This is a genomic window from Klebsiella sp. BIGb0407, from assembly GCF_024807845.1.
Taxonomy (GTDB): domain Bacteria; phylum Pseudomonadota; class Gammaproteobacteria; order Enterobacterales; family Enterobacteriaceae; genus JGM124.
Map to the genome: position 1 here is coordinate 421,300 of NZ_JANUEQ010000004.1, position 23,153 is coordinate 444,452.

The following is a 23,153-nucleotide window of genomic DNA, read 5'->3' on the forward strand; positions in this document are numbered from 1 at the left end:
AAGGAAAAGTTCAGCACCAGCCACTCCCGGTGAAGAGACCTGACAAGCCGCCTTGGCTTACAAAAACTCCCCGAATCTCACCAGCAGAGTCGGGGAAATTAAGACTTATCTGGCCAGGGCTACTGCCTGACCGAGCTGCCACACCGCCATCGCATAATGGGTGCTGTGGTTATAGCGAGTAATGGTGTAGAAATTCGGTAAGCCGTACCAGTACTGATAACGATCGCCCATATCAAAACGTAACAGGCTTGCTTCCTGGTGGTTACCCAGTGGGGCTTGCGGACTCAAACCTGACTGTGTCAAAGCTGAGACGCTATATTTGGTTTTAAAGCCATTTGCCAGCCCGGGAACTTGCCCGTTTGCAGGAACAGCAACCAGATCGCCCTTCTTCCAGCCATGGGCTTTGAAGTAGTTAGCAACACTCCCTATCGCATCTTCCGCATTCCACAGGTTCACATGACCATCACCGTTGAAATCAACCGCATACTCTTTAAAAGAGGATGGCATAAACTGGCCGTATCCCATTGCTCCGGCAAAAGATCCCTTCAGTGATAGCGGGTCAACCTGTTCTTTACGCGCCATGAGCAGGAAGGTTTCCAGCTCACCAGAAAAGTACTCGGCACGACGAGGATAAGCAAAGGAGAGGGTTGCGAGGGCATCAATAATGCGCGTTTTGCCCATTACCCGACCCCAGCGTGTTTCTACCCCGATAATACCGACAATAATTTCCGGTGGTACGCCATAAATTTGATAAGCCCGGTTCAGGGTCGATTCGTATTGATTCCAGAATTTCACGCCGTTTTGTACGTTATCCGGGGTAATAAATTTACCGCGATAACGTAACCATGCTCCGTTAGGGCCTGGTGCTGGAGCCACGGAAGGGGCCTGGTTGTCCATCAGTCGTAATACATAGTCGAGTTTTTTTGTTTGCGACAGAATTTCATGCATTTGCTGTCTGTCGAAACCATGTTCCTTGACCATTTTATCAATAAATTTTTCAGCTTCGGGGTTATAAGCAAAATCCCCGGTGGCCATAAAAACAGTCTCAGAGGGTTGCAGCAAGAAACCGCCCGTTTGTGGCGTGACTTCGGCTACCGGTTTGCTGCTACAAGCAGAAAGCAGCGCAATAAGGGGAAACATCGCAAGTGATGAGTAGCGCATCTGATCAGGTATCCGTATCGTTTTCCAGAAATGCCTCTAGGGTTATCCAATGTTACCCGTTTGCCCGCCTTGTTTACACCCTGTAGTGTCCACTAAACCATTAGCCTGAGAATATTCAGCTCAGCAGTATATGGATAATATCATCATGGATTTCCTGCCATTCCTGGTCGCTGAAGTTATAAAATCTGAACCCTCGCAAAGTAAAAGCCCCTTCCGTTGCCAGTAATGCCAGACGCAGGCGACGCCCTGTCACGCTTGAGGTATCGAACATGGCAAACAGGTCTTTATAAAAAAGAGTTGTTTCAGCCTGGAATGCCGGCGCCCGAATAAAGCTGGCCATCAGCGCGACGGCACGGGTGATCACTTCTGCATCCTCATTTCGGTTGGCCTCAACGTGAGCCTGGATCCGCGTTTTTGGACTGTCACCCCATTTTGCTAAAAACTCGTCCACCATCCTGTCGTAATTGGCGACAACCCGACGCAGCATCGCATCAATTAGCGTGTCCTTATTGGTAAAAGCATAAAGCACGCCGCCCTTACTGACCTGTGCCTCTTTAGCTACGGCTTCAAAAGTCAGATTAGCCGCACCTTCACGAAGTACCACTGCTTCAGCAGCATCGAGTAATGCATCCCGATTTATTGTTTTGTGTCGCCCCATCACCTTACCCTTTTCAATCCGTCTGGACGGATATATATTGCTCTCTGGTTTACTTCAATACAATTGCACCTTCAGGCGCAAAGAGGTTTTAAAATGTTGTTCCTTCAGAATCGGTGGTTCGTACTGCTGTCAGCCCTGCTGGCATTTTTACCTATCATAATCGATATGACCATTCTGCACATCGCCGTTCCTTCGATTACCCTGGCGTTAGGTGCCAGCGGAAATGAAGTGTTATGGATCATCGATATCTACCCGCTGATTATGGCAGGGCTACTGGTTCCAATGGGCACATTATCAGACCGGGTCGGACATCGACGTATGTTGCTGGCAGGGCTGGTGATATTTATGCTTGCCTCGCTGGCTGCCGCCTTCTCGCCCACAGCTGGTCTGTTAATCGCTGCCCGTGTCCTGCTTGCTATTGGCGGAGCCATGGTGATGCCGAATATTCTGGCAATTATCCGACATACCTTCGATGACCCCAAAGAACGAGGTGTTGCTCTGGGTCTCTGGGGAACTGTGGGCTCAGCCGGAGCGGCTCTCGGTCCGTTGAGTGGCGGAGCGCTGCTCGAACATTTCTGGTGGGGATCGGTGTTTCTGATCAACGTCCCGGTCATTCTGGTGGTTCTGCTAATGGCTTATCTCAGCCTGCCACGTAATACTTCGACCATGAAGGGAGACTGGGCGCCAGGACAATCCCTGGTTCTGATTGTCGGCCTGATAGCGACTGTTTACGCGGTAAAATCGGGCTTCAAGGTAGACAGTTCTCCGCTTATCAGCTGTCTGATACTCGCAATTGGACTGGGTCTGCTGACGTGGTTCATCCGTAAACAACTTTCCAGTGCCGACCCAATGTTAGATCTTTCCCTGTTTAGCCGGCCCGCTATTTGCATTGGTATCATCATGGCACTGGTTGTCAGTGGCGCACTGATGGGCGTGGAATTGACCCTGGCTCAGGAATTGCAATTTGTGATGGGGTATTCGCCGCTCCAGGCCGGTATTTTTATGATTCCACTGGCAGTGGGTTCAGCTCTGGGTGGCCCTGTCGCGGGTTATGCCACGGCTTTATGCGGGCTGAGGGTTGTGGCTGCAACCTCACTGCTGGCTGCGGCAGGATGCCTCGCAGGGCTTAGCATCAGCGATCTCAGTCACCCAAGTATCATGGTTATTACTTTACTGACCATACTGGGTATTTCACTGAGTATCGGTCTGACGGCATCTTCGATTGCCATTATGGATAGCTCACCCGCCGAAAAAGCGGGTGCCGCAGGGTCGCTTGAGGTCACGGGTTATGAACTTGGAGCCGGTCTGGGTATTACGTTTTTTGGTGTTCTGCTTTCAACAACCTACTCGAATACCATTATTTTGCCAGATGGACTATCCGCGGACATGCAATCCACTGCGGCCAGTTCAATCAGTGACACAATGGTCATCGCAGATCAATTAGGTGGGGCCGGAGCCGCTCTTGCAGAGGCCGGTCGTGTAGCATTTTCCGATGCACACAGTATTGTGCTGCTGACATCGGCAAGCATGATAGCCATTCTGGCCGTGGCGGTGTTCTTTATGCTACGAAACTATCAGGTTTCAGCTACGCAACAGTCGCATTAATACAATGACTGATTAAAAAACGGGCGCAGAATAGTGCGCCAATTTTATGTTTTAATACAATCAGTTATGGAAAATTTAAAAAGGATGATTTCCCTTTCAGCGTTTTAACAAGGGCTTTCTGTCAAAATAGCCTTTGGCATTGTTAAAACACACATCCTGAATCAGCTTGCTCAGCATAGCTTCGTCGTCAGGAATTTCCCCATCGGTTGCCCATTGTCCTACCAGGTTACAGAGCAGACGACGGAAATATTCGTGGCGAGTGTAAGACAGGAAGCTACGCGAATCCGTTAACATGCCGACAAACTGGCTGAGCAGCCCCATCTGTGACAGCTGTGTCAACTGGCGCAACATGCCATCTTGCTGATCGTTAAACCACCAGCCCGAACCAAACTGCACCTTCCCGCCAACACCACTGCCCTGGAAGTTACCGCACATGGTTGCGAGAACTTCGTTATCTTTAGGATTCAGGCAATAGAGAATTGTTTTGGGTAATTCGTGAGTGACATCCAGAGCATCAAGCAGACGAGCAAGCGTCCAGCCGATAGAACTATCACCAATCGAATCAAAACCGGTATCCGGCCCTAACTGCCGATACATACGGGTATTGTTATTACGAATAGCGCCAAGATGTAGCTGCATCACCCAGCCACGCGCAGCATACTGCTGGCCCAGCCATACCAGTACTGAGGTAGAAAATTGGGCAATTTCATCTTCAGTGAGTGATCCCCCTGCCAGACGTTTTCCGAGAATAGCATCCAGCTGACTATCTTCCGGAACGGGTGCAAAGCGCAGAATATCAATGCCATGGTCAGCAGAGCGACAGCCACAAGCATCAAAGTGGTCAAGGCGACGAGTCAGAGCCTGCCGTAAATCAGCAAAGCGGGTAATATTCACATCCGCAGCAGCCTGTAATTTACCGATATAGTCGGCAAAACCGTCCAGTTCGATTTTAAACACTTTGTCAGGACGCCAGCTTGGTGCAACTTCAATCTCAAACTCACTATCTGCGGCTATCTGCTGATGATATTCCAGAGAATCTACTGGATCATCGGTGGTACCGACCATATTCACATTCATCTGGCGCATAATACCGCGGGCAGAAAACTCTGCAGTAGCCAGTTTCTCATTACATTGGTTCCAGATAGCTTCCGCGCTTTGTGGCCCGAATAGCTGACCAGTAATACCAAACGGACGACGCAGCTCCAGATGAGTCCAGTGATAAAGTGGGTTACCTAAGGTTTTTGGCACCGTATCCGCCCAGGCCAGGTATTTTTCCCAGTCACTGGTTTGCTTGCCGGTGATTAAAGACTCATCCACTCCGGCACAACGCATCGCACGCCATTTATAGTGATCCCCTTCCAGCCAAATCTGTCCGAGATTATCGAACTGACGATTTTCAGCAATATCTCTGGGATTTAAATGACAGTGGTAATCATAAATCGGCATCTCTGCTGCGTAGTGATGATAGAGCCTGCGACCCATTTCATTTTTAAGTAAAAAATCGTCTGTCATAAATGCTGCCATTGTTTCTCTCCTGCACTGGCGAATATATCGATTCTCTGAGAGTGTCATTTTTCACCATATCCAGAGAAACCTTTGCCATATTAACTACCGAAATAATTTCAACCAGCCGGTACAGACAAGTTACTTGCAGGGGCAAAACTCCGGGTGTCAATAAGCACAGACTAACGAGAAAATTCGGTGATCTGCGCGTCGGCAATGCCCTGGCAACTTGAAGTATGACGGGTATGTTGACCAAAAAAGCTGATGGCAATAGGTATCACAAAAAAGTGTGAGGTAGCACAAGGATTGTGGGAGATCTTGTAGTGAGTTCAAAAAATACAACACCAGCAAACCAGTTTAGAGATATGCATCACATAACTGAGATTACAGCCATTGATTTGAAACTTAAATATTGATAACAAAACAACGTTATTTTTTTAATGAAACACAGTTTCTTTTATAAAGTTGTTTATTATCATTTTATTAAAATAGCCACAGGCCGTTATCAAGCATCAGTCAGAGGAAATAAACCTGTCATCAGACTCCAGTACCGGATCAAGCATCTGAATCTGTGAAAACGGATTATTCAGCAAACTGCTATTCGGCACTTTGAATGTCAATGCCAGCTGATTCTGACTGGTCAGTAACAGAGACTGAGATTCGAGCTGTTTAAAGTTGTCGATATCTGATTTAAGGACTTCCAGCGACTCACGCGTCAGAATATGCGGGCTGAATGCTCCGGTCGTTTTTAATGCGCTAAGCCGTTGGCGCAGCAGTTCGTTTGACGCCGTATTACGTGCAAAATACCCCCCGGCAATATCATCCTCTGCCAGATGAATATGCGTCTGCCCGAGGATAAACGCCGCTTTATTTTTCAGCTCGGCTATCAGCATGGTGAAGTGTATATTTTCAATCAATTGCTTATTTGTCAGGTCGGTAAGCAAGCTAGTCAGTAACATTTCCAGATCGCTAAAAGCACGACGTAAAGGCACGATATGCAAGCGAATAAAGCGCGGGTCGTCCTGTTTTTGATTAGCGTAGATAGCTTCTTCAATGGCAGCAAGCGCCTGACTTTTTATCTCACTGAACTTAATCAAGTGGCTGAATCTGGCCGCTTCTAAAAGTAAGGTCGCTTTTTGATCAAGCCCGTCTATTTTACTGCCCAACTCCTCCAGCTGCTGGCTCAGAACTTCAGTACTTTTGCGCGCAGAAAGGATATTGACCGCCGAGAGTAACGATGTCTGCTGAGTTAGCTGACTGACCACTTCAGTTTGTGCCTGAGTTAAGGTACGATTTAACTCCTGCTTTAACATCTCAGATACCCCAACATCCCCCTCACCTGGAAACACCAGATGTTTCACAATACGTCCGCCAGCATCACGAATTGTGCCGCCAAAAATCTGTAGCGTTCCCGTTGCAATTCCTTCCAGAATTTCTGGTGAAAGAGGTAATGCACGTTCCAGTAATGCAGAAATATTCATAGATCCACCTCAGCAGCAAACTGTTCTGCAGCCAGTCTGGCCCGAATACTGCCAATCACTAATACTGCCGGAACGGTGACACTATAGGCTGTGCCAGTAAAAGCAAAGATAATGCCTATCACCCCGGTTAAAATACCTAAAAACTGACCAGCCACAGGAATAGCGGCTATCGCGCCTCGCTGGAGGATAAAGCCCCCCACCGCCAGTAAAGCGGGTGTCACTCCGCCAACGCCACGGGCCGCTGCATGCTTCAGCCCCATACGGCGTTTCTGATCGGCAAGATTGTCACGTAAGATTTGTTCAAACTCGGCCCGTTCGCTATCAGACAGTTTATTTTTGTAATCTGTTATCACCTTTTCGGCAATCTTCTCTTCTGTCTTCATCAAATCATCGCGGCTATCGTTTTCAATGGACACTTTACTGGCCACATCCGCAACAACTTGTCGATAATGCACGCCACGTCTGCGGAACAGATTCATAACCGTGTCACCCCCCATACTCTGGAGTTCCATCGTCAGCTTTAACGGGCAACGCTCATCTTTGGTAATACCAGAGGAGTATTTACCCGAAATAATCTCAGCCAGAAATGCTTTCTCTTCATCTGTCGCCTGCTGCAATAGTGGATAGAGATCTCCATCATCACGGGCAAAATCGATATTTTTCATTGTGAGTTAACATTTTCCAGAAAGTTGATGCCGATAGATGTCAGTAAGTGTACCTCTTTGTAGCAGGCATTTTAACCATGTAAGTGCTTTCTGGCGCTGTCCACAGAGTGCTCAAACGAAGGTACCCTACCTGTCAGAAATGCCGATATGTCTATTAATTGATACAATTGATGCATATGAAATCATTCTACCGTGAACCGAATCACAATTGTTGCCATTCTCCATAGACAATTTTCTTAATTCTAATAATGTAGCGTCATCTTTAATGGGAGACTATATAAAATGTTCCTTTGCTGTCAGACATCTTATATCTCAAAATGGTTTAATATTGACAACCGCATTGTCAATCACATCCCTTAATAGCCCCTGTTAGTTCATCTCTATACTCCAGAACAGGTTTATACAAATCTGTTTTGTCTCATGCATCATAAATTATTTTTGTTTCTGCGAAACTACTATAGCTAGATTCTTTGTGCATTTTATTTACACAAAGACTTTATTGTTACAGTTATGTCACGAAAACCTTAATAATGATGCGAGTATTTATATTAATTAACTCTATCGATGACATATCAATATCGGTAACGGCATTGCTATGACTCAATTAAAATATTAAGGGCTGTATCATGAATAACTTTAAACACTTACCTGAACCATTCCGCATCCGTGTTATTGAACCAGTAAAACGTACAACTAAAGAACATCGCGAAGAAGCGATTATTAAATCAGGTATGAACCCATTCTTACTGGATAGCGAAGATGTGTTTATTGATTTATTAACCGACAGTGGTACTGGTGCTATTACACAAAATATGCAAGCGGCCATGTTCCGTGGAGATGAAGCCTACAGCGGTAGCCGTAGCTATTATGCTTTAGCAAATGCGGTTAAAGATATTTTTGATTATCAATATACTATTCCAACCCACCAGGGTCGTGGCGCTGAACAAATTTATATTCCGGTACTGATTAAAAAACGTGAGCAAGAAAAAGGCCTCGACCGTAAGAAAATGGTTGTATTATCCAACTATTTCTTTGATACCACTCAGGGTCATAGCCAAATCAATGGCTGTACTGTTCGCAACGTTTATACCAAAGAAGCTTTCGATACTTCAGTGCGTAATGACTTTAAAGGTAACTTTAACCTTGAAGAGTTAGAAAGAGTAATTCTGGATGTTGGTGCAGCACATATACCTTATATCGTCGCAACTATTACCTGTAACTCAGCCGGTGGACAACCTGTTGCCCTGGGAAATTTAAAAGCAGCCTATGAAATCGCTCGGAAATATGACATTCCAGTAGTAATGGACTCCGCTCGCTTTGCTGAAAATGCCTATTTTATTCAGCAGAGAGAAGCAGAATATAAAGACTGGAGCATTGAAGAAATCACCCGTGAAACCTACAAATATGCTGATATGTTAGCCATGTCAGCAAAAAAAGATGCCATGGTACAAATGGGCGGACTGTTATGTATTAAAAATGACAGCTTCTTTGATGTTTACACCGAATGTCGTACCCTTTGCGTGCTCCAGGAGGGCTTTCCAACCTATGGTGGCTTAGAAGGTGGTGCCATGGAACGTCTGGCAGTCGGCCTTTATGATGCAATGGGCCAGGACTGGCTGGCCTACCGTATTACCCAAGTGCAGTATCTGGTGGATGGACTCGAAGCTATCGGTATCTATTGCCAGCAAGCAGGTGGCCACGCAGCATTTGTTGATGCAGGCAGATTGCTTCCACATATCCCTTCCGATCAGTTCCCGGCCCAGGCGCTGGCCTGCGAACTCTATAAGGTTGCTGGTATCAGAGCCGTAGAAATCGGTTCATTCCTGTTAGGCCGTGATCCTAAAACCGGCGAGCAGTTACCTTGCCCGGCGGAATTACTGCGCTTAACCATTCCTCGTGCAACCTACACCCAAACGCATATGGACTTTATTATTGAGGCATTTGAGAAAGTGAAAGAAAATGCCAAAAATATTAAAGGGCTGACGTTCACCTATGAGCCTAAAGTACTGCGTCACTTTACTGCAAAACTAAAAGAAGTCGAATAATCGACATAATTAACGGCCATGTTTACCATGGCCGTTAATGTTTTTATTTCAATTTTTGATAGTTCATCATAAAAATATATATCTATAATAATTCAAATAACTTGCTGACATTGCACTCAGTCAATTTAATAAATATTAACTCTGTCATTTACTGAGTAGCTTAAATACGGTAGCTATATTCTGAATGATTCGGGTGATGTACAGTAGCCAGAACATGAAGAATATGAATAATTTGAAATATACAGATATAACCTCTCTTTATTGATCTGTAAGGAAGTGCGATGGAAGAAAATACAAATGCCAAACACTCCTCCATTTGGGGCATAATGGTTATTGCCGGAACCGTAATTGGAGGAGGAATGTTTGCATTACCCGTTGACCTCGCTGGGGCGTGGTTTTTCTGGGGCGCATTTATTTTAATTATCGCCTGGTTTTCAATGTTACACTCCGGGCTATTATTATTAGAAGCTAATTTAAACTATCCTGTCGGTTCCAGTTTCAATACCATCACCAAAGATTTAATCGGTAATAAATGGAATGTTTTTAGTGGTATTACCGTTGCTTTTGTACTCTATATATTAACCTATGCTTATATATCAGCGAACGGTGCTATCATCAGTGAAACGATAGCAATGAATTTTGGCAGTCACGTGAATCCGCGGATTGTGGGTATCAGTACAGCCATTTTTGTTGCTGCAGTATTATGGGTGAGTTCATTAGCTGCCAGTAGAATTACTTCGTTTTTCCTTGGCTTAAAAATCATCGCCTTTGTTGTGGTATTTGGTTCATTCTTCTTCAAGGTCGACTATTCTGTCCTGAGAGATATCGGTGCCGTTGATAGCGGGGAAAGCGTCTATTTCCCTTATATATTTATGGCTGTTCCCGTTTGTCTTGCTTCTTTTGGTTTTCATGGCAATATTCCTAGTCTGATCATTTGTTATGGCAAACGAAAAGAAAAACTGATCAAGAGTATTGTTTTTGGTTCCTTGCTCGCCCTGGGGATTTATCTGTTCTGGTTATATTGCACCATGGGCAATATTCCGCGCGAGAGCTTTAAAGAGATCATCGCTTCTGGCGGTAACGTCGATTCATTAGTGAAATCCTTCCTCGGTACCAATACCAGCGGAGTGATGGAATTCTTCCTGTTATTATTCTCGAACTTAGCCGTAGCCAGCTCCTTCTTTGGTGTGACCCTGGGACTGTTCGATTACCTGGCGGACTTGTTTAAAATAGACAATTCAAACTCAGGTCGCTTTAAAACTATTCTGTTAACTTTTATTCCCCCTGCACTACTCTATCTGTTATTCCCGAATGGCTTTATCTATGCCATCGGCGGTGCCGGACTCTGCGCCACTATCTGGGCCGTTATTGTGCCAGCGATCCTTGCCTTGAAATCAAGACAACGCTTCCCGAATCAAATCTTTACCGTATGGGGAGGTCGAGTCATTCCAGGATTGGTGATAGCCTTTGGTATTCTGGTTATTGTTTGCTGGTTCGGTAGCATGCTGAGCATTCTGCCACGATTTGGCTAAGCAACGGTCATAAGCTTCATCACGAGGTTAAAGCGGTTGTTTAACCTCGTGATAAGTGACTAAGGCACCTGTTATTCAACAGGAACGATAACCGGGACATGAGAGGCCACATCCATCGACAAAATGCCGAGTAAACGAGGATCTCTTTGTACTTCGACCTGGTAAGAATAGGGAACGAACCCTGAACGGATATAAAAACGCAGGGCGCCAGGGCTGTCAAAAGTACAAGTATGAACCCAAAAACGCTTAATTGGTCTTGACCATGCAAGCTCGGAGGCATGGGACATCAGCGCCCTGCCCAGCCCTTTACCTGTCAGGTTGCCCACCAGTCCAAAATATCCCAGCTCGCACTCATCAACCACGCTAAAGTCGAGTTCCAGCAAGCCTATATCCTCAGCTCCATGACGAACGACATAGATATCAACGTTCTCATTGTTGAGGATAGCTGCGAGCTCATCGTCAGGCATCAGGATCCGTGAGGACCATAACCACTCGGTACCCACCTTACGATATAAGTCCCGAAAAGATGCTGGAGTCAGAGGGACTAAAGCTTCCAGGGTAATGCCATCCGGCAATGAAATCAGTCCGGTTGAGGGTCTTTCAAGCATTTCAAGATTAGTGACCACCGTCGCTATCATGCCGGGGGCAAGGTCAGAATAACCGAGAGGTAGAACATCCTGCCGCTCACGCATATTTTATCGCCTTCTTATGATTGTTTTCTAAAGTATAGAATGCAGGAGTAGTAACATACTAGAAACTTATTTAACTGAAAATAAAGAATTTTTTATGATATGAAAATCTAATGACACCGATAAATACTTGCTTTTTTACCCATAAAAAACCCCATCCGTTACGATGGGGTGAGTTCTATAACGCTGAAGAAATCGTGATTAGAAAATCATGCTACCCGCACATGCCAGCAGGAAGGCAATAGTGCCTATCAGCGTTTCCATTACGGTCCAGGTTTTTAAGGTGGTTTTCTCATCCATTTCCAGGAAGCGGCCAACCAGCCAGAAACCGGAGTCATTCACGTGGGACAAGACGGTTGCACCGCCAGCAATGGAAATAACAATAAAGCACAGGTCTAATTGACTCAGCCCGGTCGTTGCTTCAACCATTGGAGCGACCAATGCTGCGGTAGTCGTCAAAGCAACTGTTGCAGACCCTTGAGCGACACGCAGGGCGGTCGAAATAACAAAGGCTGCGACAATGACCGGCATGCCTGTATCAGACAAGACTCCCGCCAGCGCATCGCCGATACCGCTGGCGCGTAGTACACCACCAAACATACCACCCGCACCCGTTACCAGGATGATGCCGCAGATAGGCCCGAGCGCGCCGTCACAGACTGTTTCCAGGTGCTTACGGCTGTGTTTGCCGCTAAATACTATCAGACAGAAGAATACGGTTATCAATAGTGCAATTGGCGTTTTACCAATCATTCTGAGGAAGTTTACCAGCGTATTATCAGCTGAAACTAATCCCATGACCCTGGCGGTATTCAGGCCGGTATCAAGGAAAATCAGTACCAGTGGCATCAGCAGGATAGTCATCACCATACGGAATGACGGTGGCTTATTATTCTCATCCACCTCAACATTGCCGAGGAATGTCGATGGCAGTGGAATATGGAATTTTTTACCGGCGTAAAGGCCGAACAGATAGGCACCTAAGTACCAGGTTGGAATCGCAATAACCAGACCGACCAGCACCAGTAACCCAATATTTGCACCCAGCAGTTCACTCGCTGCAACCGGACCCGGATGCGGAGGTAACAGGGCATGCATTACCGCAAATGCACCTGCGGCTGGAAAAGCGTAGGTTAACGTTGAGCCGCCAAACTGCTTAGCAACACTAAAAATGATCGGTAGCATAACCACCAGACCCGCATCAAAAAAGATTGGAAAACCAAATAACAGTGAGGCAATACCGAGTGCGAAGGGTGCTCGATTAGCACCAAAAGTGCTAATCAGCGTATCAGCAAGAACTTTAGCACCACCAGAAATTTCCAGCAGACGACCAATTATTGCCCCCAGTCCCACTAACAGCGCCACCCCCGCCAGGGTACCACCAAAACCACTCAAAAGCGTCGGGACAATTTTATCGAATGGTACGCCGGTCACCAGTGCAACCAGGACACTAACCAGCGTTAACGCAAGGAAAGCATGCACACGAAAACGCATGATAAGTACGAGCAGGAGTAGTACAGAGCACACGGCAATCCCCAGAAGGGTGCCTACTCCATGGGGTGTGATTATTTCGGTCATAAATTTTCCTTTGCGGCCTGATGTCAGCTGATGATGTCAACTGACGTCATTCAGCCTTTCTGATAGCTGCGTTTATGATACCGGTAACAACCAAGTAAAAGTAAACAAACGGTAGAATAAATGCTAACGATTTGGGACGAAGTTCAAACTATTGAAATAATTTCTACAGCAGATGGCGTGATCAAATTCGAGTCAGTGACAAACAGACAGAGTGTCAGGGCGTCAAAAAGAATGGCCTGCGAGATGACTACAGAGGAGGGGGAAATAAGCCACCTGATTAAAACAGGCGGCTTGAGTGTCAGACGATTAACGGTAAACCAGACCGCCATCAATCAGAATAGACTGGCCGGTAACATAATCTGAGTCAGGGCCTGCAAGGTAAGAAACCAGGCTGGCAACATCTTCAGGCGTCTCCGGACGACCCAGCGCGATACCTTCAACGAACTTCTTATAGGTTTCACCGATTGGCGCACCGGTAATTTCTGAGAAACGCTGGTCTATCTCAGTCCACATCCCTGTACCGACGATCCCCGGGCAGTAAGCATTTACCGTAATGCCACGACTGGCATACTCTTTTGCCGCAGACTGAGTCAGAGCGCGAACCGCGAATTTCGTTGCAGAGTAGATACCCAGCAGAGCAAAGCCATCGTGCCCGGCAATAGAACAGGCATTAATAATTTTGCCCTTATGGCCTCTGTCGATAAATTTTTTCGCTGCTGCCTGAATCCCCCACAGCGTACCCTGTACGTTAATCCGCATAATGCGGTCCACTTCTTCAGGCGTCACATCCGCCAGGGCTTGAACCTGGGCAATACCGGCATTATTGACAATAATATCAAAACCACCCAACTGTTTTTCAGCCTGATCGATAGCTTCATAAACCTGTGCGCGATCGGCAATATTGGCGACAAATGTTGCAGCCTGACGTCCCAGGGCTCTGACCTCTTTCGCTACCGATTCCAGCGCTTCGGGATTCAAATCCACCAGCATCAGAGAAGCACCATCTTTAGCCAGGCGTAATGCGATACCGCGACCAATTCCCTGTCCCGCCCCCGTTACTAAAGCCACTTTATTTTCGATAGCCATAAACTGTATCCACCTTATTTTTATTAAATATTGGGTCTTAACACCGGCCCTACTGTATAAATGCCGCCCGGCGTAGCCTACCCCCCTGATGGGGGGTATACTGTTTAGCCATAGCAAATCAGGGTGATACAGGTCACAACTTTATTTATTTGGGGTTGTTCAGTGGCATCAACCTAAGGAGTAGCAATATGGCGTTTTTGCCCACGACAAAGACGGCGCCAGTAACGCTAATAAAAAGCGCGCCTTTGCAGGATGAGCAGAAATACCCGTTATTATTGACTAAATTTACGCCGCCACGTCCACCGGAAATAGGGCTGTCACGTGAACGACTCCTGAAAAGACTGGCTCCTGCTGAAACAACCGCCCTGACGCTTATCTGTGCTGCCGCAGGCTCGGGAAAAACGACGTTATTAACTCAGTGGTACCATGAATGTCAGCGGCAAAATCATGCTATTGCCTGGCTCAGCCTTGAGAGCAGTGACAATACTCCGCAGCGATTTTCTCGCTATCTGCTGACCGCATTACGCCCGTTATATCAGGGCTTAAGTAGCATTTTTGATGATATTCAGGAAGAAGAACATCCTGGCGATTTTTTATTATTTCTGACTAAACTGATTAATCAATTACATCACTGCCCTCACCCGCTGTATCTGATACTCGATGACTACCAGAATATTCACCATCCAGATATTCATCAGGGTGTGGACTATCTTCTCAACCATGCTCCCGGCTGTTTGCATTTGCTGATTAGCTCCCGTTACCGGCCGCCAATAGGGCTGGGCCGCTTACAGATAGCAGAGCAACTGATAGAGATTGATGACAATGAGCTTCGTTTCACCGCTGATGAAGCAACCCACTATTTTTCTTCTGCTCTCTCCACGCCACTCCATAAATGGGATATTCAGCAGGTACTGACAGCCACAGAAGGCTGGATAGCCGGAATGAAAATAGCGACGTTACCGTTATACCCGCATTCTGGTACTGGCAGGCTTGTCCGGAATATCAACAGCGGTTCACGCATCCTGACGCGCTATCTTGAAGAAATTGTTTTTTCGCCTCTCCCGGCAGATGTTCACGTTTTCCTGATGCAGACTTCAATACTCACCCGCCTGCATCCAACACTCTGTAACGCGGTGACCGGAAAAAATAACGGCGCAGAAATGCTCGCCTGGATAGAGCAGAATAATTTGTTTCTTTCAGCTCTGGATGAGAACCGCACTTGGTTTCGTTATCAGCCATTAATGCGCGATGCCTTAATTCGTCGTTTACAGCAGAGCGCTCCCGATATCATTCATCAGTTACATGAACGGGCAGGCCACTGGTTTGCGGCTCAACAACAATGGGCTGAGGCAATACGTCACGGGCTGGCCTCGGGGCAGGCAGCACCGCTTCATGCAGAAGCCAGCGCTCAGTCACTCGCCGAAGAGGGAGATATCGAAACTATGGTGCGCTGGATGCACTCCCTTCCGGCTCATTTAGATAGCTCGCGGGTTGAATTACAACTTAATCTTGCCTGGGCGCTGGCTCACCGTTTTCACTTTAATCAGGCCCGACAATTACTGGACGCCATAGAAAACAAACTGACAGATAGCAGAGAATATCTGCAACACAGCACCCACGTTAAATTACGTGTAGTTCGGGGGATTTGCGAAGCCTTTGCCGGTAATATCCCGGGCAGTATTGAGATAGTTGAACCCTTGTTACAAGAGATCCCCTGTGGAGATATTTGGGTCGACGGACTGGTGTGTAACATTCTCAGTTACTGTCATCTGGCCGCATTGCGCCCACAGCAAGCTCTGGATGTTCAGCGACGAATAGTGGGCAACCGGGAAGATAATCGCAATCTCTTTGTAAAGGTTTATCGTACCTTTGTGGTGGCTCAAGGCCATTTTCGCCAGGCTGATTTACAGCGAGCACAGCAACTGGCTAGTCAGGCATTAGAGGATGCGGAACCCTGCCCTGGCGCGAATACCAGTAGTGGTGCCACGCTCGCGCCGCTGCTCGCCGCCATCGCCTGGGAGCAAGGAAAAACAGAAAAAATCGATGAACTGCTCAGATCCCGCCTGCAAATGATCGATAATTTCGCGCCTGCTGAAGGGCTGAGCGACTGTTATATTTCGCTTGCAAGACAGGCTGTACTGAAGGGGCAGATATCAGAGGCAGAATCATGGTTAGACCATGCCGAACAGCTGGCTACCCAGCGAGAATGGTCAGGTGCTCTGGCCCCCCTGCTCGCAGAACGTGTCAGGTTATCTCTTCAGTCGGGCAATATTGCTAAAGCTCATCAGTTACTGAATCCATTACAAGAGCTCACCCGACAATACAACTCCACGAAAAACAGGCGGATGGTCTGGTATCATGATTTAAGTCGTAGTCGCTTATTGCTGGCAAACAACCAGCCACGGGCAGCAGTAGAATATCTTTCCGCCCTGATGACCGAACAAGAGCTTTGTGGTGAATGGTTATCCGCTCTTCATTCCCGACTATTACTGACAACCGCGCTCTGGCGAATGGGCGAAACTGACCGGGCAATCAACGTCTGTAAGCCCGCACTACAACAAATATTATCGCAAAACTTGCTACGCAGCCTGATGGATGCCGATGCTGAACTCCTTCTGGTCATAAATTATTTACGCAAGCAACAGGATAGCGATAATGAATTCAGCCATGTTATCGACCCTCTTTGGTCGATTCTCAGGGTCACAAAAACAGGCTTTGAAAAAGTTGATACGCCTGCTTCGTACTTAAAACTAACCGAACGAGAACAGCAGATATTACAGCTAATAGCCGAAGGCTACCCTAATAAGACTATCGCCCGCACAATGGGAATTTCAGCGGAAACCGTTAAGTGGCATCTGAAACATTTATATGAAAAATTAGAGGCAAGTAACCGAACTCAGGCGGTTAATCAGGCCCGAAAATGGCATTTGCTAAGTTAAAAATATAAGAGCTAACGTGAAAATACAGCCAGATGTGTTTTTCAGATGGCCGAAATTGATTCATCTGAAAAACACCTCCATTTATATCAATTATTTTGAACAACAAAAGCAAATACTTCTGATTTCAATCAATGCTCACATTGCCTATCATTTATCACATCAGGCCAGTAGCGCCACTTAATGAATAATGAAGCATAAGGAATACGACCATGAAATCAATCAAAACTTTAGTTGCAGTTACTGCTCTTTCTATAATGTCTTTCGGTGCTTTCGCACAAAGCATCAGCGCCACCGCATCCACACTGGACGCCGCAGAAGCTAAAATCTCTGCGATGGCAGAGCAGCAAGGTTCTCATTACACCATTACCAGCGCCCGAGTCGGTGACCGGGTACACATGACAGCGAACCTGGACAAATAAGAATGGTCGCAGAAGGAGCTGCCGGAAAGACCGTCAGAAATGGCGGTCATATTTCGACAACCCGCTGCTAAACAAAAAAAACCTCTCAGGAGGTTTTTTTTGTTTAGCAGCTTTTGTCAGGGACGCATTTTATCTCATAGACGGAACCACACTACGCCGAAGATGGTAGTCCACCTGGTATTCGCAAGTATTGCGATACATAACGGAGTAGTTAAGATAATCACCATTATCGTTATAGGAAAGCGAGGTGATACGCAGCAGAGGCATTTGCTCCGGTATATTCATCGCCTGAGCGAGTTGTTTATCAGCCAGTACCGGGGTCAACATTTCGCGGTTACCGCTGATAGTTATACCGCACTCTTTCTCAATATAATCAAACTTCGACCCTTCCAAATGCGCGAGCGAAAGATTACGAAACAACTTCAGTGGCATATAACTATCTTCAAGCATCAGGGGTTTATCATCCGCATAACGAACCCGCCGTGAAAAATAGATCCGCTCGTCTATTTCTATACGCAATTGGCTGGCTATTGATGGCGCTGCCGGCTGCACTTCGAAAATTAGCACCTCACTCGTCACCTTAATACCCTGCCGGCCAAGCACTTCGGCAAGCCCCACCAGATTGCTGGTTTCATGATGAATATCTTTACGCGCGACATAAGTCCCGGCCCCCTGACGACGAACAACGAGCCCCCAGCCCACCAGCAGATCAATCGCTTTACGGATGGTCATGCGCGCAACGCCGAACTCTTCGGCTAGCTTTTTCTCACCAGGAAGTGGACTGCCAATATCGAAATTGGAGGAATTCAGGCGTAAACGCAATTTGTCGGCGATAGATTTATAGATCACTGATAGACCTCTGTTATCTAAACTACAGGTTGTACTATTCCAATTTAATTAAATAAATATCATTTAATTACATCTGGATATGAAAAATTATTTTTCCTGAATTTTTCAGCCTAATTCATCATGTCTAACTTTATATTTTAAATTAGACAACAATAGCAAAATTAAAACCATGAATTAGGTCACGAATTACAGCAGATATACATCATGCTGAGCCTGAACCTAATTATCCTCATATCCGACCAGCACAAATATTTACCCTCAATCATTCACCAAAATATGGGAAATGAGCCGGGTATCAATAAGGTCACTTATCCTACAAGTTGTTAAATGAGGATTTAAAATGCTCAGTCAAATACAACGCTTTGGTGGCGCCATGTTTACCCCAGTATTGCTGTTTCCTTTTGCTGGGATCGTGGTGGGTATCGCCATAATGTTACGCAATCCAATGTTCGTCGGTGAAGCACTCACTGACCCTAATAGTTTGTTTGCTCAGATAGTTCATATCATCGAAGAAGGTGGCTGGACGGTTTTCCGTAATATGCCACTCATTTTCGCTGCGGGTCTGCCGATTGGCCTGGCCAAACATGCTCAGGGCCGTGCCTGCTTAGCGGTACTGGTGAGTTTCCTGACGTGGAACTATTTCATCAATGCAATGGGTATGACCTGGGGAGATTACTTCGGCGTCGATTTCTCCGCTGAACCGACCTCAGGTAGCGGTCTGGCGATGATTGCCGGGATTAAAACTCTCGATACCAGCATTATCGGCGCGATAGTGATTGCCGGATTAGTGACTGCGCTACATAACCGCTACTTCGATAAGCCGTTACCGACTTTTTTGGGTATTTTCCAGGGTTCATCCTTTGTCGTCATCATCGCTTTCCTGGTCATGATCCCTTGTGCCTGGTTGACCCTGCTTGGCTGGCCCAAAGTTCAGATGGGTATTGAGTCGCTACAAGGATTTTTACGCTCGGCTGGTGCCTTAGGTGTCTGGGTCTATACCTTCCTTGAACGTATTCTGATCCCGACGGGCCTGCACCATTTCGTCTACGGACCATTTATCTACGGCCCTGCAGTGGTGGAAGGCGGTATTCAGGTGTATTGGGCACAGCATTTACAAGAGTTCAGCAACAGCACCGAGTCATTAAAAAACTTGTTCCCGGAAGGCGGGTTTGCTCTGCACGGTAACTCGAAGATTTTTGGGTCAATCGGTATTGCGCTGGCCATCTACTACACCGCGGCACATGAAAACCGGGTAAAAGTAGCCGGGTTATTGATCCCTGCCGCACTCACCGCCGTGCTGGTTGGGATAACTGAACCTCTTGAGTTTACCTTCCTGTTCATTTCTCCACTGCTATTTGCGGTACATGCCATTCTGGCGGCGACCATGGCAACAGTGATGTATGTCTTTGGTGTAGTCGGTAATTTTGGCGGTGGTCTGATAGATCAGTTCCTGCCGCAAAACTGGATCCCGATGTTTCACAATCACTCAGCGATGATGTTTATTCAGATAGGCGTAGGACTCTGTTTTACCGTCCTCTATTTCGTAGTCTTCCGTGCCCTTATCCTCTGGCTAAAACTGAAAACCCCGGGTCGTGAAGAGAGTGAGATCAAGCTCTATAGCAAAGCCGATTACCAGGCTGCCCGCGGGCAAACCAGTAACCCAGGTGCTGCGACAGAACCTAAGTTAAGCCAGGCTGCCGCTATCCTGCAGGCGCTGGGCGGTGCCAGCAATATCGAGAGTATTAATAACTGTGCCACCCGACTACGCATTGCCTTGGTCGATATGGCACAGACCCAAAGTGACGATGCTTTTAAAGCGCTGGGGGCGCACGGAGTGGTGCGTCGGGGCAACGGTATTCAGGTCATCGTTGGCCTGCATGTTCCTCAGGTTCGCGATCAGCTAGAAACTTTAATCAGTGATTCTATTCAGACCGATAAATCCAATATGACGGAGGCAGTATCATGAAAAAATTCTCAGTAGTTATCGCCGGTGGCGGCAGTACATTTACTCCAGGCATAGTTCTGATGCTACTGCAAAATCAGGATCGTTTCCCGCTACGGGCACTGAAATTCTACGATAACGATGGTGCCCGTCAGGAAGTTATTGCCGAGGCTTGCAAGGTTATTCTTCAGGAGCAGGCTCCGGAGATTGAATTCAGCTACACCACCGACCCAAAAGCGGCTTTTAGCGATGTTGACTTTGTGATGGCGCACATTCGGGTAGGTAAATATCCGATGCGTGAAAAAGATGAAAAAATCCCACTACATCATGGCGTTGTTGGTCAGGAAACCTGTGGTCCTGGCGGGATTGCTTACGGAATGCGCTCGATCGGCGGTGTATTGGAACTGGTTGATTATATGCAAAAATACTCACCGAATGCCTGGATGCTGAATTACTCTAACCCGGCGGCAATTGTCGCGGAAGCAACCCGCAGGCTGCGTCCAGAAGCTAAAATTCTTAATATCTGTGATATGCCTATTGGCATTGAAGGACGTATGGCGCAGATAGTCGGCCTGAAGGATCGCAAACAAATGCGAGTGCGTTACTATGGCCTGAATCACTTCGGCTGGTGGACCTCTATTGAGGACTTACAGGGTAACGATCTGATGCCAAAACTGCGCGAATATGTAGCAAAACACGGCTATGTACCCCCGTCTAACGACCCGCATACTGAAGCAAGCTGGAACGATACTTTCGCTAAGGCAAAAGATGTTCAGGCTCTGGATCCAGAGACCATGCCTAATACCTACCTTAAATATTACCTGTTCCCTGACTACGTCGTGGAGCATTCCAATCCTGAGCGCACACGTGCGAATGAGGTGATGGATCACCGTGAGAAAAATGTCTTTAGCGCCTGCCGGGCGATTATCGAGGCAGGGAAATCATCAGCTGGCGATCTGGAAATTGATGAACATGCCTCCTATATCGTCGATCTGGCGGCAGCGATTGCCTTTAATACCCAGGAACGCATGTTATTGATTGTGCCAAACAATGGCGCAATTCATAACTTCGACAGCGATGCGATGGTCGAGATCCCCTGTTTAGTCGGTCATAACGGACCTGAGCCGCTGACCGTGGGTGATATTCCTCACTTCCAGAAAGGGATGATGGGCCAGCAGGTGGCGGTAGAAAAACTGGTGGTTGATGCCTGGGAGCATGGCTCTTATCACAAACTCTGGCAGGCAATCACTCTGTCAAAAACCGTGCCGAGTGCCTCCGTCGCGAAAGCGATTCTTGATGACCTGATCGCCGCCAACAAAGACTACTGGCCAGAACTTGTCTAACCTTGCTGACCGGCACATCTCTTGTGCCGGTCGTTTACCCGGTAAACATCTGAGGTTCACAGCCTGGCTCAGGCTTATTTATCCTTCGTATCTTGATAGTGTTTTTCCATTTCATCCAGCGCCGCCTGGTTTTCCAGTCCCCACTGATATAGCTGCTCAATAGGTTGCGCAAAAGTGCGACCTAACTCGGTCAGTTCATATTCCACCTTCGGCGGAACCACGGGATAAACATGGCGGATAATCAGCCCGCGCATTTCCAGTTCACGCAAGGTCTGAAACAGCATTTTTTTCGAGATGCCCTGCAGGCTGCGCTGCAGCTCTGAAGTCCGGCAACGGTGATTGGGCCAGTGCCACAGGGCATGAAGCACCATTGATGACCATTTTCCGGAAAAAAGATCCATCAATCTGCGCGGGGGAGAATCTGAGTAAAAATAGAGTTTTCCATCGACAATAACCGGCATTTTTGTTTTTCCTTCATGGTGGTAACCAAATGGTAACTACTACCAATAAAGAAACCACTTGTCTATATTGGACCACTCTTTACAGCCTGACCGGAGACAAAAATGAATATTCGCGGACTAATGGCCTTAAGTGCCGAACAGCCTCTTAAAGTCGGGGAGATAACCCTGCGTGAAGTCCAGGATAATGATGTATTGATTGATATCCTCTACTGCGGTGTCTGCCATTCAGATCTTCATATGGCACGTAACGAGTGGGGCGTCAGTCACTACCCGCTGGTGCCGGGCCATGAAATAGTCGGGCGGGTTGCTCAGCGCGGAAAATCCGTAACGGCTTTTGCTGTGGGACAACTGGTCGGCGTTGGCGTGATGGTGGATTCCTGCGGGCATTGTACCTTTTGCCGGCAGCATGAAGAGCAATACTGTGAGGCTGGATTTACCCCGACTTATAACGGCAAAGACCGCTATACCGGTGATTTTACTCGCGGCGGTTATGCAAAAAATATCATTGTCGATCAGAATTTTGTCGTCAGTGTACCCGATAATCTTGACCCCGCAGGTGTTGCCCCCCTGCTATGTGCTGGCGTCACGGTCTGGTCTCCCCTGCGCTACTTTGAGGTAAAACCCGGTGATAAAGTGGGGGTTGTCGGGCTGGGTGGTCTGGGTCATATGGCCATCAAACTGGCCAGCGCAATGGGCGCCGAAGTGACCTTATTTACCACCTCTCAGGGAAAGGTTGAAGACGCCCGCCGTCTCGGAGCCCGTCACGTGGTGATATCCAGGGATGGGGGCGCAATGGCTGAGTGTGCCGCAACGCTTGATATCATCCTTGATTGTGTTGCCGCGCCGCATCCCCTTGATGCCTATCTGGCGACCTTAAAGACCAATGGCAGGCTGGTACTGGTTGGTATTCCTGATAGCCCGCACCCGTCACCTGATGTAACCCCATTAGTTTTTCGTCGCCTTAGTATTAGCGGCACATCTATCGGCAGCATTGCAGAGACCCAGGAAATGCTCGATTTCTGCGGGCAGCACAATATCACGGCCGACATAGAGATTATCCCTGGCGAAGAGATAGAACTGGCATTCAGCCGAATGCTACAGGGCGAGGTTAAATATCGCTTTGTGATAGATATCGCGGCGACGGCCCTATAGTTTGCAATGTGTCCGCAAGCGGACACATTAGCTTTTAACCAGCCA

The 23,153-nt window shown here is 47.3% G+C and carries 19 protein-coding genes; 9 read left to right on the forward strand and 10 right to left on the reverse strand.

The features are described from left to right. Window positions 1-105 precede the first annotated feature (105 nt). Window positions 106-1,161 carry a lytic murein transglycosylase B gene (gene mltB, locus M2387_RS14855; RefSeq protein WP_259050437.1) on the reverse strand — a complete coding sequence of 352 codons (1,056 nt, stop codon included), beginning with the start codon at window positions 1,159-1,161 and terminating at the stop codon, window positions 106-108. Between the two features lie 115 nt (window positions 1,162-1,276). Beyond that, entirely contained in the window at window positions 1,277-1,819 is a 543-nt protein-coding gene (locus M2387_RS14860; protein WP_259050438.1) for a TetR/AcrR family transcriptional regulator, read from the reverse strand. A 93-nt stretch (window positions 1,820-1,912) separates the two neighbouring features. Here M2387_RS14860 and M2387_RS14865 point away from each other — a divergent pair, with 93 nt between their 5' ends. Then, window positions 1,913-3,424: an MFS transporter gene (locus tag M2387_RS14865; RefSeq protein WP_259050439.1), complete on the forward strand. Its 1,512-nt coding sequence runs from the start codon at window positions 1,913-1,915 to the stop codon at window positions 3,422-3,424. Window positions 3,425-3,520: 96 nt separating this feature from the next. Here the strand turns inward: M2387_RS14865 and uxaC are convergent, their stop codons facing one another. The 3 genes from uxaC to M2387_RS14880 all read right to left on the reverse strand — a co-directional run bounded on the left by uxaC (window position 3,521) and on the right by M2387_RS14880 (window position 7,073). Beyond that, the gene (gene uxaC, locus M2387_RS14870) at window positions 3,521-4,948 is read right to left on the reverse strand and encodes a glucuronate isomerase (protein ID WP_259050440.1); all 1,428 of its coding nucleotides are present in this window, start codon (window positions 4,946-4,948) and stop codon (window positions 3,521-3,523) included. Between the two features lie 491 nt (window positions 4,949-5,439). Continuing rightward, the gene (locus tag M2387_RS14875; protein ID WP_259050441.1) at window positions 5,440-6,408 is read right to left on the reverse strand and encodes a hypothetical protein; all 969 of its coding nucleotides are present in this window, start codon (window positions 6,406-6,408) and stop codon (window positions 5,440-5,442) included. Continuing rightward, window positions 6,405-7,073: a YaaW family protein gene (locus M2387_RS14880; protein WP_259050442.1), complete on the reverse strand. Its 669-nt coding sequence runs from the start codon at window positions 7,071-7,073 to the stop codon at window positions 6,405-6,407. The genes M2387_RS14875 and M2387_RS14880 overlap by 4 nt, the downstream gene beginning before the upstream one ends. A 282-nt stretch (window positions 7,074-7,355) precedes the next feature. Between M2387_RS14880 and tnaC the strand changes: the two genes are divergently transcribed. The 3 genes from tnaC (at window position 7,356) to tnaB (ending at window position 10,650) form a co-directional block, all read left to right on the forward strand. Further along, window positions 7,356-7,433 (forward strand): tryptophanase leader peptide, encoded by a 78-nt coding sequence (tnaC, locus tag M2387_RS25930; RefSeq protein ID WP_367275767.1) that lies wholly within the window; start codon window positions 7,356-7,358, stop codon window positions 7,431-7,433. Between the two features lie 266 nt (window positions 7,434-7,699). Beyond that, window positions 7,700-9,118, forward strand: a complete 1,419-nt coding sequence (gene tnaA / locus M2387_RS14885) for a tryptophanase (protein WP_259050443.1) — start codon at window positions 7,700-7,702, stop codon at window positions 9,116-9,118. Window positions 9,119-9,399: 281 nt separating this feature from the next. After that, the gene (gene tnaB / locus M2387_RS14890; protein ID WP_259050444.1) at window positions 9,400-10,650 is read left to right on the forward strand and encodes a low affinity tryptophan permease TnaB; all 1,251 of its coding nucleotides are present in this window, start codon (window positions 9,400-9,402) and stop codon (window positions 10,648-10,650) included. A gap of 71 nt (window positions 10,651-10,721) precedes the next feature. Here tnaB and M2387_RS14895 read toward each other — a convergent pair whose 3' ends face one another. The 3 genes from M2387_RS14895 to M2387_RS14905 all read right to left on the reverse strand — a co-directional run bounded on the left by M2387_RS14895 (window position 10,722) and on the right by M2387_RS14905 (window position 14,003). Then, a complete protein-coding gene (locus M2387_RS14895) occupies window positions 10,722-11,342 on the reverse strand; it encodes a GNAT family N-acetyltransferase (protein ID WP_259050445.1) in 621 nt (206 codons plus the stop codon). Between the two features lie 198 nt (window positions 11,343-11,540). Next, window positions 11,541-12,917 carry a GntP family permease gene (locus M2387_RS14900; RefSeq protein WP_259050446.1) on the reverse strand — a complete coding sequence of 459 codons (1,377 nt, stop codon included), beginning with the start codon at window positions 12,915-12,917 and terminating at the stop codon, window positions 11,541-11,543. 306 nt (window positions 12,918-13,223) lie between these two features. Beyond that, on the reverse strand, window positions 13,224-14,003 hold the full coding sequence (locus M2387_RS14905) for an acetoin reductase (RefSeq protein ID WP_259050447.1): 780 nt from the start codon (window positions 14,001-14,003) through the stop codon (window positions 13,224-13,226). Window positions 14,004-14,191: 188 nt separating this feature from the next. On the opposite strand from M2387_RS14905, the gene M2387_RS14910 reads away from it, so the two are divergent. Both M2387_RS14910 and M2387_RS14915 read left to right on the forward strand, forming a co-directional pair. Then, complete coding sequence (locus M2387_RS14910; protein ID WP_259050448.1) at window positions 14,192-16,942, forward strand: LuxR C-terminal-related transcriptional regulator; 2,751 nt, start codon at window positions 14,192-14,194, stop codon at window positions 16,940-16,942. Between the two features lie 209 nt (window positions 16,943-17,151). Continuing rightward, window positions 17,152-17,361: a YdgH/BhsA/McbA-like domain containing protein gene (locus M2387_RS14915; RefSeq protein ID WP_259050449.1), complete on the forward strand. Its 210-nt coding sequence runs from the start codon at window positions 17,152-17,154 to the stop codon at window positions 17,359-17,361. A gap of 129 nt (window positions 17,362-17,490) precedes the next feature. On the opposite strand, the gene M2387_RS14920 is transcribed toward M2387_RS14915, so the two are convergent. Then, on the reverse strand, window positions 17,491-18,210 hold the full coding sequence (locus M2387_RS14920) for a GntR family transcriptional regulator (protein WP_259050450.1): 720 nt from the start codon (window positions 18,208-18,210) through the stop codon (window positions 17,491-17,493). A 340-nt stretch (window positions 18,211-18,550) separates the two neighbouring features. Between M2387_RS14920 and M2387_RS14925 the strand changes: the two genes are divergently transcribed. After that, entirely contained in the window at window positions 18,551-20,176 is a 1,626-nt protein-coding gene (locus M2387_RS14925; protein WP_259050451.1) for an alpha-glucoside-specific PTS transporter subunit IIBC, read from the forward strand. Beyond that, entirely contained in the window at window positions 20,173-21,495 is a 1,323-nt protein-coding gene (locus M2387_RS14930; protein ID WP_259050452.1) for a 6-phospho-alpha-glucosidase, read from the forward strand. Before M2387_RS14925 ends, M2387_RS14930 begins: the two co-directional genes overlap by 4 nt. 74 nt (window positions 21,496-21,569) lie before the next feature. Here the strand turns inward: M2387_RS14930 and M2387_RS14935 are convergent, their stop codons facing one another. Beyond that, the gene (locus M2387_RS14935) at window positions 21,570-21,956 is read right to left on the reverse strand and encodes a winged helix-turn-helix transcriptional regulator (RefSeq protein WP_259050453.1); all 387 of its coding nucleotides are present in this window, start codon (window positions 21,954-21,956) and stop codon (window positions 21,570-21,572) included. Window positions 21,957-22,058: 102 nt separating this feature from the next. On the opposite strand from M2387_RS14935, the gene M2387_RS14940 reads away from it, so the two are divergent. Next, window positions 22,059-23,108, forward strand: coding sequence for an NAD(P)-dependent alcohol dehydrogenase (locus tag M2387_RS14940; protein WP_259050454.1), 1,050 nt, complete (start codon window positions 22,059-22,061; stop codon window positions 23,106-23,108). Window positions 23,109-23,153 lie beyond the last annotated feature (45 nt).

Excerpts from the sequence above, each read along its gene's own strand:
- M2387_RS14860 (WP_259050438.1), bottom strand. The coding sequence starts at position 1,819 with ATGGGGCGACACAAAACAATAAATCGGGATGCATTACTCGATGCTGCT.
- M2387_RS14930 (WP_259050452.1), top strand. The coding sequence starts at position 20,173 with ATGAAAAAATTCTCAGTAGTTATCGCCGGTGGCGGCAGTACATTTACT.
- M2387_RS14875 (WP_259050441.1), bottom strand. The coding sequence starts at position 6,408 with ATGAATATTTCTGCATTACTGGAACGTGCATTACCTCTTTCACCAGAA.
- tnaC (WP_367275767.1), top strand. The coding sequence starts at position 7,356 with ATGTTCCTTTGCTGTCAGACATCTTATATCTCAAAATGGTTTAATATT.
- M2387_RS14895 (WP_259050445.1), bottom strand. The coding sequence starts at position 11,342 with ATGCGTGAGCGGCAGGATGTTCTACCTCTCGGTTATTCTGACCTTGCC.
- tnaB (WP_259050444.1), top strand. The coding sequence starts at position 9,400 with ATGGAAGAAAATACAAATGCCAAACACTCCTCCATTTGGGGCATAATG.
- M2387_RS14940 (WP_259050454.1), top strand. The coding sequence starts at position 22,059 with ATGAATATTCGCGGACTAATGGCCTTAAGTGCCGAACAGCCTCTTAAA.
- M2387_RS14900 (WP_259050446.1), bottom strand. The coding sequence starts at position 12,917 with ATGACCGAAATAATCACACCCCATGGAGTAGGCACCCTTCTGGGGATT.
- tnaA (WP_259050443.1), top strand. The coding sequence starts at position 7,700 with ATGAATAACTTTAAACACTTACCTGAACCATTCCGCATCCGTGTTATT.
- M2387_RS14880 (WP_259050442.1), bottom strand. The coding sequence starts at position 7,073 with ATGAAAAATATCGATTTTGCCCGTGATGATGGAGATCTCTATCCACTA.
- M2387_RS14905 (WP_259050447.1), bottom strand. The coding sequence starts at position 14,003 with ATGGCTATCGAAAATAAAGTGGCTTTAGTAACGGGGGCGGGACAGGGA.
- M2387_RS14935 (WP_259050453.1), bottom strand. The coding sequence starts at position 21,956 with ATGCCGGTTATTGTCGATGGAAAACTCTATTTTTACTCAGATTCTCCC.
- uxaC (WP_259050440.1), bottom strand. The coding sequence starts at position 4,948 with ATGGCAGCATTTATGACAGACGATTTTTTACTTAAAAATGAAATGGGT.
- mltB (WP_259050437.1), bottom strand. The coding sequence starts at position 1,161 with ATGCGCTACTCATCACTTGCGATGTTTCCCCTTATTGCGCTGCTTTCT.
- M2387_RS14915 (WP_259050449.1), top strand. The coding sequence starts at position 17,152 with ATGAAATCAATCAAAACTTTAGTTGCAGTTACTGCTCTTTCTATAATG.
- M2387_RS14865 (WP_259050439.1), top strand. The coding sequence starts at position 1,913 with ATGTTGTTCCTTCAGAATCGGTGGTTCGTACTGCTGTCAGCCCTGCTG.
- M2387_RS14925 (WP_259050451.1), top strand. The coding sequence starts at position 18,551 with ATGCTCAGTCAAATACAACGCTTTGGTGGCGCCATGTTTACCCCAGTA.
- M2387_RS14910 (WP_259050448.1), top strand. The coding sequence starts at position 14,192 with ATGGCGTTTTTGCCCACGACAAAGACGGCGCCAGTAACGCTAATAAAA.